The organism is Acetivibrio sp. MSJd-27 (genome assembly GCF_018918095.1).
Classification (GTDB): domain Bacteria; phylum Bacillota; class Clostridia; order UMGS1840; family HGM11507; genus HGM11507.
The window spans coordinates 1-7,281 of sequence record NZ_JAHLPV010000066.1 but is presented as its reverse complement, the minus strand read 5'-3'; the positions used below and the strand labels follow the sequence as shown (position 1 = coordinate 7,281).

6 protein-coding genes are annotated in these 7,281 nt (G+C 44.0%); 5 read left to right on the top strand and 1 reads right to left on the bottom strand.

Features of this window, described 5'->3' with window-relative positions; genetic code table 11:
- The first annotated feature begins 893 nt into the window (after window positions 1-893).
- From spoVAC to spoVAE, 3 genes are read left to right on the top strand one after another with little or no spacing between them, the layout of a single operon-like run.
- Window positions 894-1,349 (top strand): stage V sporulation protein AC, encoded by a 456-nt coding sequence (gene spoVAC / locus KQI32_RS12770; RefSeq protein ID WP_216425952.1) that lies wholly within the window; start codon window positions 894-896, stop codon window positions 1,347-1,349.
- Entirely contained in the window at window positions 1,343-2,362 is a 1,020-nt protein-coding gene (spoVAD, locus tag KQI32_RS12765; protein WP_216425951.1) for a stage V sporulation protein AD, read from the top strand. Before spoVAC ends, spoVAD begins: the two co-directional genes overlap by 7 nt.
- A 2-nt stretch (window positions 2,363-2,364) precedes the next feature.
- Window positions 2,365-2,721, top strand: a complete 357-nt coding sequence (gene spoVAE / locus KQI32_RS12760; RefSeq protein ID WP_216425948.1) for a stage V sporulation protein AE — start codon at window positions 2,365-2,367, stop codon at window positions 2,719-2,721.
- Window positions 2,722-3,393: 672 nt separating this feature from the next.
- Here the strand turns inward: spoVAE and cls are convergent.
- Window positions 3,394-4,845: a cardiolipin synthase gene (gene cls / locus KQI32_RS12755; RefSeq protein WP_216425940.1), complete on the bottom strand. Its 1,452-nt coding sequence runs from the start codon at window positions 4,843-4,845 to the stop codon at window positions 3,394-3,396.
- Between the two features lie 298 nt (window positions 4,846-5,143).
- On the opposite strand from cls, the gene KQI32_RS12750 reads away from it, so the two are divergent.
- Both KQI32_RS12750 and KQI32_RS12745 read left to right on the top strand, forming a co-directional pair.
- Window positions 5,144-6,904, top strand: a complete 1,761-nt coding sequence (locus tag KQI32_RS12750; RefSeq protein WP_216425933.1) for a serpin family protein — start codon at window positions 5,144-5,146, stop codon at window positions 6,902-6,904.
- Between the two features lie 273 nt (window positions 6,905-7,177).
- Window positions 7,178-7,281, top strand: a 104-nt coding sequence (locus KQI32_RS12745) for a transposase (RefSeq protein WP_216424515.1), incomplete at its 3' end; no start/stop codon positions are given.

Sequence of the window (7,281 nt, the reverse complement as noted above, 5' to 3'; positions counted from 1 at the left end):
CCCCGGCACAGTGCGCCGGCCTCGAGCTGTCCAAAAAGCGCAAACGCGAGCTTTTGCTCGTTGCTTAGCCAGATTGGCTGATTGCGGGTGCTATTTTTTCATGTTAACTTTACAGAGCCTTTATTTTTATATATTGTTATTGTCTGAAGCGAAAGCATTTGTAGTGTGGATGAGGCACTGCAGCATTTCACTTCTGAAAAAGAACGGGCATAATGATAGCGCATAGTACACAGCGCAGAGCACAGCAACTGTGACATTCCACAAATGCCGCCGTGTGAGACAAATCCGGCAGAGACTTGTTTCAATCAAAAAACTGCCATACGTGCCGTATGCGCGCAAATCGCTTGTTTCACAAGCGATTGAAGGGCGGCCGCCCTTCAAAAATGAGTTTGCCGAATGACTTACAGAATTGTTAAAACGTGAAGTGCAGATACAATTGCCGGAAGCAAAAAGCATCTTGCTTTTTGTTATAAATAACATGAAATTTGAAATTCGTCAATTTCAGAAGGTGACAAAATATTCATTTTGTGATTTGAATTTTTGATTTATAAGCGTCGAAATAAACGGGCTGCGAAAAAACAGATTGCTTTTAAACAGACAGCCATTCTCTATTAACTTTATTCTATTGTTGCGAACACAAAAAGACAATGAACAAATTTCTCAAATGATTGTACAAATGTTGCATATTCGTGGTCAATATTTGATTCCTTAAATACCTTGAGTCTCTCTTTTTTCTCAAATGTCTGAAACATCGTTGGAAAAAATTATTCATTAGAATGTTGTTATAAAAAATTTGAAAGATGAAACAATAAAAGTATTAAGCATGAAAAGGCTGAAGCTCATTTATTTGTTCTGCTCTTTCATGCTTTGCTGAAAGAACAGGAGTGAGAGATATGAAACAGATCACCAACCAGGATTACAATCAATATGTAACAAAAAACATGCCAAAATCACCGCTTATAAAAAATTGCCTGATGGCGTTTTTGATTGGCGGGCTGATCTGTGTGATCGGCCAGTTTATATTGAATTTTTTTAAGGGAATGGGGATGGAACAGGAACATGCCTCCAGCTTTACTTCGATGGCGATGATTTTCCTCGGTGCTTTGCTGACCGGATTGAATCTCTATGATAAGATTGCGAAATATGCAGGAGCTGGAACCATCGTTCCGATCACCGGTTTTGCAAACTCTATTGTCTCTCCCGCTATGGAATTTAAGAGCGAGGGATATGTGCTTGGCCTGGGGGCAAAAATGTTTGTGATAGCAGGTCCTGTATTGGTTTACGGAATCACGGCTTCCATTGTCTGCGGATTGATTATGGCTTTGATTAAGGGGGTAGCGTTATGGTAAAAAAATTGGGAAGGCAAACGGTTAAGATGAGCAATCCTCCCAGCATCAATTCGTTTTTTTCCATTGTCAGTTCGAAAGAGGGAGAAGGACCTTTAAAGAACTATTTTGATATTATTATCGATGACGCGAAATACGGGGAGCAGACATGGGAAAAGGCGGAAAGCAAGCTGATGAAGGAGAGCGTCACAAATGCCATCGCAAAATCCAAGATTTCAGCAAATGAAGTGGATTACATCTTTGCAGGTGACCTTTTAAACCAATGTATTTCTACCAACTATGCCATCCGTGAATTGGATATCCCTTTCTTTGGGCTGTACGGTGCTTGTTCCACTATGGCGGAAAGTTTATCTCTGGCCTCAATCATTGTGGATGGAGAATACGCAAAGAATGCGATTGCAGTCACCTCCAGTCATTTTTGCTCTGCCGAACGGCAATTTCGTTTTCCGCTGGAATATGGCGGTCAGCGAACTCCCACGGCTCAGTGGACCGTTACCGGCTCAGGTGCGGTTCTGGTTTCCAAGGAAGGACTTGGCCCTTATGTGCGCTATGTGACTACCGGAAAAGTGATCGATCTGGGAATCAATGACCTGAATAATATGGGAGCTGCTATGGCTCCTGCGGCTCTTGATACCCTGATTACTCATTTCAATGAAACAGGAAAAACCTTTGACGATTACGATCTTGTTGTGACGGGAGATCTTGGTATGATGGGGAAGGATATTCTGAGGGATTTGCTTCATGACAATGGATTTGATACCAAGGGGAAACTGGATGATTGTGGCTGCATGATTTATGATATCGACGAGCAGGATGTCCACTGCGGAGGAAGCGGATGCGGCTGTGCGGCTTCCGTGCTCTGCAGTTACCTTTTAAAGGAAATGAAAAAGGGAACCTGGCAGAATATTGCCTTTATGGCTACCGGTGCGCTTATGAGTCCAACAAGCTCCCAGCAGGGAGAAACCATTCCGGGGATTGCACATCTGGTATCTATCAGTACCAATAAGGAGGAGTAGCCATGGAGTATCTATATGCATTTCTTGTGGGAGGCATTCTGTGCGTCATCGGACAGATATTGATTGATAAGACAAAATTGACGCCTGCCAGGATTCTTGTTATCTATGTGGTGGCGGGAACGGTGCTGACCTGTCTGGGATTATATGAACCAATTGTGGAGTTCGGCGGAGCCGGTGCGACCATTCCTCTGACAGGCTTTGGATATACCCTGGGAAAAGGCGCGATGAAGGGGATTGCAGAGCATGGGCTTTTGGGGGCCTTTACAGGTGGAGTTGTTTCCGCGGCTGCCGGAATTGCAGCGGCAATTTTCTTTGGATTTCTGATTGCGTTGATTTTCAGTCCGAAAGAAAAAAAATAAAAAAAATTTTCGTTCCGAGAAATATAGAAAGCGCTGCGGTAGGGGAACCGCAGCGCTTTCTTCATAAGATTCATAAAAAGGGATAGGATTTATTTTTAGAGGGGTTATTTAAAGTTGTTGTGTATGTTTTGTCCTCCTTTCTATGTTTTTAGTATACCAGGGTATTGTGTCAGTGCTGTGAATAACGCATGAATAAAATGTTAATGCTTAAGTATGCGCGGACATTTTGACGATGTCATGGCGGAAAAACGTTCAAAAAAACGGGTTCGGATACGGTGCTCTATGCTTAAGAAACATACAATCAAAATATTGAAAAAGCAAAAAACTGTGACAGGGAATCACAGTTTTTCGAGAAATAAATATGTAAAAAAGGGGAATGAAAAAAACGTTTCGCGAATCGAAAAGAAATCCAGAAGAAGGTGGGAATCTTTCTTCTTACAGTTAAGAGTATAGCAAAGGAATGTGTAAAGGGTGTGAACGATAAATGAATAATTTGTTAAATTGCAAGATTTTAATTGGGATACCGGAAATGGCAAAAGAAAAATTCCGGTTTTGGTTGGCTTCGCTGGATTCGGATACAGTATTCTATGGTTAAGCATTAGGGAGTTTAACAAGTGCAGGGTATATGGGGTTCCGCTCCCTAATGCTTAAAGCCGAATCAATCCCCTATGCTTATGCCAACGGTGCGAACAGCCGGAAAATGCTCTCACCCATTTTCCGGAATAGATTTCTTTTTTGAAAACTTTCATAGGTTAGTTCTTTGCATTCGCTGGCGTCGGCCATAAACACATCTACGTTTTTTAAGGCGAAATCACGGTCATAGACAAAGGCATTGACCTCAAAATTCAGATTGAAGCTGCGGACATCAAAATTTGTTGTTCCGATCGAGGAGACATAAGAATCTATCACAATGGTTTTGGAATGGATAAAACCAGGATGAAGATAAACTTTTGCACCGCATTTTAATAGTTCCTCCATATAGGAAAGGGTGATGGCGTATACATACCCCTTATCCGGGATGCCGGGGATCATGATACGCACATCGATTCCGGATTGCGCCGCCAGCATCAGACATTGCTGCATGGAATCATCCGGTACAAAATAGGGCGTCTGAATATAAATCCGCTTGTGGGCGCTGTTGATCATCTTCAAATAACCGCATTTGATGCTCTCTGCACCGGTATCCGGTCCGCTTGACACGATCTGAACGCCCATATTTCCGGATTTTGAGGGGGTGGGGAAAAATTTTTTGCTGGAGGTTTCCAGCTGGAAGGTTTCTCCGGAAGAGAAGAGCCAGTCCAGAAGAAAACGGATCTGCATCATACTGACACAGGAGCCGGACAGCTTTAAATGAGTATCCCGCCAAGGGGAGATCTTTTTCATTCCCATATATTCCAAGCCCAGATTCATCCCGCCCGTGTAACCTACTTTGCCGTCGATTACCACAATCTTTCGATGGTTTCGGTGGTTGACACGAAGCAGGTTGGAAAACCGCGTGGTAAAATAGCGGCATACTTTGCCGCCGGCTTTGACAATCGGCTGAAAAAAGCCCATTGTAGTGGTTAGACTGCCGAATTCGTCGTACAAAAGCCGTACCTCCACCCCTTGCTGTGCTTTCTCTGCCAGTAAGGAGACCAGCTTTTTGCCCACTGCATCGTTCCGAATGATAAAAAATTCGATATGAATGGTTTGTCTGGCGTGCTTGATTTCAAAAAACAGATCGTCGTACATTTCTTTTGCCGCTGTGAACAGTTTTACATTGTTGTCGTTCGTATAAAGGCTTTCCGCCTGATTTAAAAGCATATATACGATATCACGGTAAGGATGAATTTCTTTTTGATTTAAGTTTTTAAATTCTTTGATGGATTGATCCAAATACGTGTAAAAATCAGCGGTTGCCTGATCAAAATTTTTGTACTTTTTTTTCAGTTTTCCACTGAAACGCAGATTCAGCGTACTTCCAAAAAACAGATACAGAATTCCTCCGACAACAGGGAGCAGGGTAAGCACTAATATCCATGCAATGGTGGACTGGGGACGCTTGCGCTCCACAAAAATGACAGAAAGAAGGAAGATGATATTAAAGCCCAGCAGAATATTGATAATCAAAACAGATAAATCCATACGTTCATTCCTCCCTTGTCTTCGTATTATAGCAAGATAAAAACGCTTTTGCAAGACATATGCCATCCGAAAAATGTTTCAGCTCCGCAAGCTATATCATATATATTATATACCATCAAATGTTTTTTGAAAGATAAATCGGTGAAAGGGAACTTTTTCCTCCGTTTTTCGTCAAATAATAAAAAGGTCTTTCGTTCCAAAAAACAACAAGTCTGCTTCGCATACTATTTTTGAAACATACAGTTGCGCACGTTCGCGCACAATTTTTTATCTTATAAAAGAAAAGGGAGGTTTCAAAATGAAAAGAATTACGGGCATTCTTCTGGTATTTGGCCTGCTGTGCAGTCTGACGGCAGGGGCGGCCACGCTGAGCAGGGAGGAGATACCTCTTGCGGAAAGGGAGGCGGCCGGGCTTCAAAGGCTTGGTATGCTTTTGGGAACCGAGAACGGATTGGAACTGGAACGGGAGGTGACAAGGGCGGAAGCAATTGTCCTGATAAGCCGGGTGACAGGCTTAGTCTTTCCAGATATCGGCTATCCGGAGCCTTCGTTTGGCGATATTCAGGGACACTGGGCGGAAGACATGATTGAAAAATTCTATCATGCGGGCTACATAAACGGCGTGAGTGAAACACGGTTTGAACCGGATCGGACCGTGACCGGGAAGGAGTTCGCAAAAATTCTTCTGACGGTTTTGGGCTATGAGATTACGGATTTGGAGCAGGCTTACGAAAAGGGCAGGGAGTCGGATCTTTTAAACAACAATTTTACAACAAGCGTTGTTTATCACGATATGACGCTCCTGCGCAGCGATGCGGTCCGCCTGTGCCGCAGTGCGCTGACTACACTGGATGCTTCCGGTAAAATGCTTTACAAAAAACTGATTGAAAACGGAATGTACCAGCAAAGCGATTTTGAGGGATTTCTGTTTGGCGGCACTCCGGCAGCTAAGAAAACCACTTTTGCGGATGAGATAAACAACACGCTCATGCCGCAGGATCAGAACTATATGTTCTCCCCGCTGAGCATCCGGATGGCGCTGGCATTGGCTGCCAACGGTGCGGAAGGGGAAACCAAATCAGAGATTCTGGGTGCGATGAAAGCCGAGGATTTGGATGCTTTCAACGAACAGGCCAAAAAGCTGATTGAGACGTATTCCAAGACGGATGTTGTCAAGCTGAACGTCGCCAATTCCATCTGGATCAACCGGAGCAGATGCGAAATGCAATTCAGCGAAGCCTACCGGAAATCCATTGCGGATTTTTACCGCGGCGATGCTTTTGAGGTCACGGATGCGAATGCCGTGAAGGAGATTAACTCTTGGGTCAGCGAAAAGACCAATGGCAAAATTCCGACCCTAATCAACGATCCTGATTTCTGGGCTTATCTGGCGAATGCGGTCTATTTCAAAGGGCAGTGGCAGATGCCGTTCAATCCGGGCGCAACGAAAAAAGAAACCTTCACTGATCGGCATGGAGAAAAGGCGGAAATGGATTTCATGCACAAAACCGGATATTTCAATTATTTTGAGAACGACGGGCTTCAAATGATAGAGCTGCCTTACAGCAATCGGGAGGTAAAGCTTGACGAGAACGGTGAATATGCCGGTTCTGAATATCATGAAGAGCTGTCGGTCAGTATGTTTCTGTTGATACCCAAAGAGGGAAGAGTGACCAATGCGGAGGCGCTTTTGAAGAGTGAGACATTGCAGTCTGCCTATGTGCACTTCAGCATGCCCAAGTTCAAGACGGAGTTTTCCACTTCCTTGAACGATATTTTTCATGCGCTCGGTATCAAAAGGGCCTTTTCCCGGCAGGCGGAGTTCGGGAAGATGTTCACAGAGGGTAATATGTGGATCAGCAATACCATTCATAAGACCTATATCAACGTGGACGAGAACGGGACGGAAGCCGCAGCTGTTACGGGAATCGCAATGGCAGGGGCCGCATTGCCGCCTCAGCCCATTGAATGCAGGGCGGACAGACCTTTCACTTATATCATTCGAGACAACCTAAGCGGTGAGATTTTGTTTATGGGGGAATATGCTTTTGCGGACTAAGCTTCGCAGAAACAATATCATATCCGGCAGGGCCGGCGGGAATGACCCGCCGGCGATCCGCAGGCGTACGACGGTACGGTAGGGTTGATTTTGGCGAAAAGCAAGCAATGCCAATGGTTCCTCGATGGAGCCATTGGCATTTTTTGTATCACGAAAACCACCAGCTAAGCTGGTGGTTCAAAAGAGGCTTATGCCGATGAGGAATAAAAAAACCTATGTTAAAATAGAAGCGGGTCTAGTCAGCCGCAACAAAATAATATAGGGGGTATCAAAATGAAGATTGATACAAAAAGCAGTTTATCACACACAACATGGAATTGCAAGTATCACATAGTATTTGCACCAAAATATCGGAGACAAATAATATACGGAAAAAT

Coding starts and splice junctions, on each gene's coding strand:
- spoVAC (WP_216425952.1), top strand. CDS start 894: ATGAAACAGATCACCAACCAGGATTACAATCAATATGTAACAAAAAAC.
- spoVAD (WP_216425951.1), top strand. CDS start 1,343: ATGGTAAAAAAATTGGGAAGGCAAACGGTTAAGATGAGCAATCCTCCC.
- spoVAE (WP_216425948.1), top strand. CDS start 2,365: ATGGAGTATCTATATGCATTTCTTGTGGGAGGCATTCTGTGCGTCATC.
- cls (WP_216425940.1), bottom strand. CDS start 4,845: ATGGATTTATCTGTTTTGATTATCAATATTCTGCTGGGCTTTAATATC.
- KQI32_RS12750 (WP_216425933.1), top strand. CDS start 5,144: ATGAAAAGAATTACGGGCATTCTTCTGGTATTTGGCCTGCTGTGCAGT.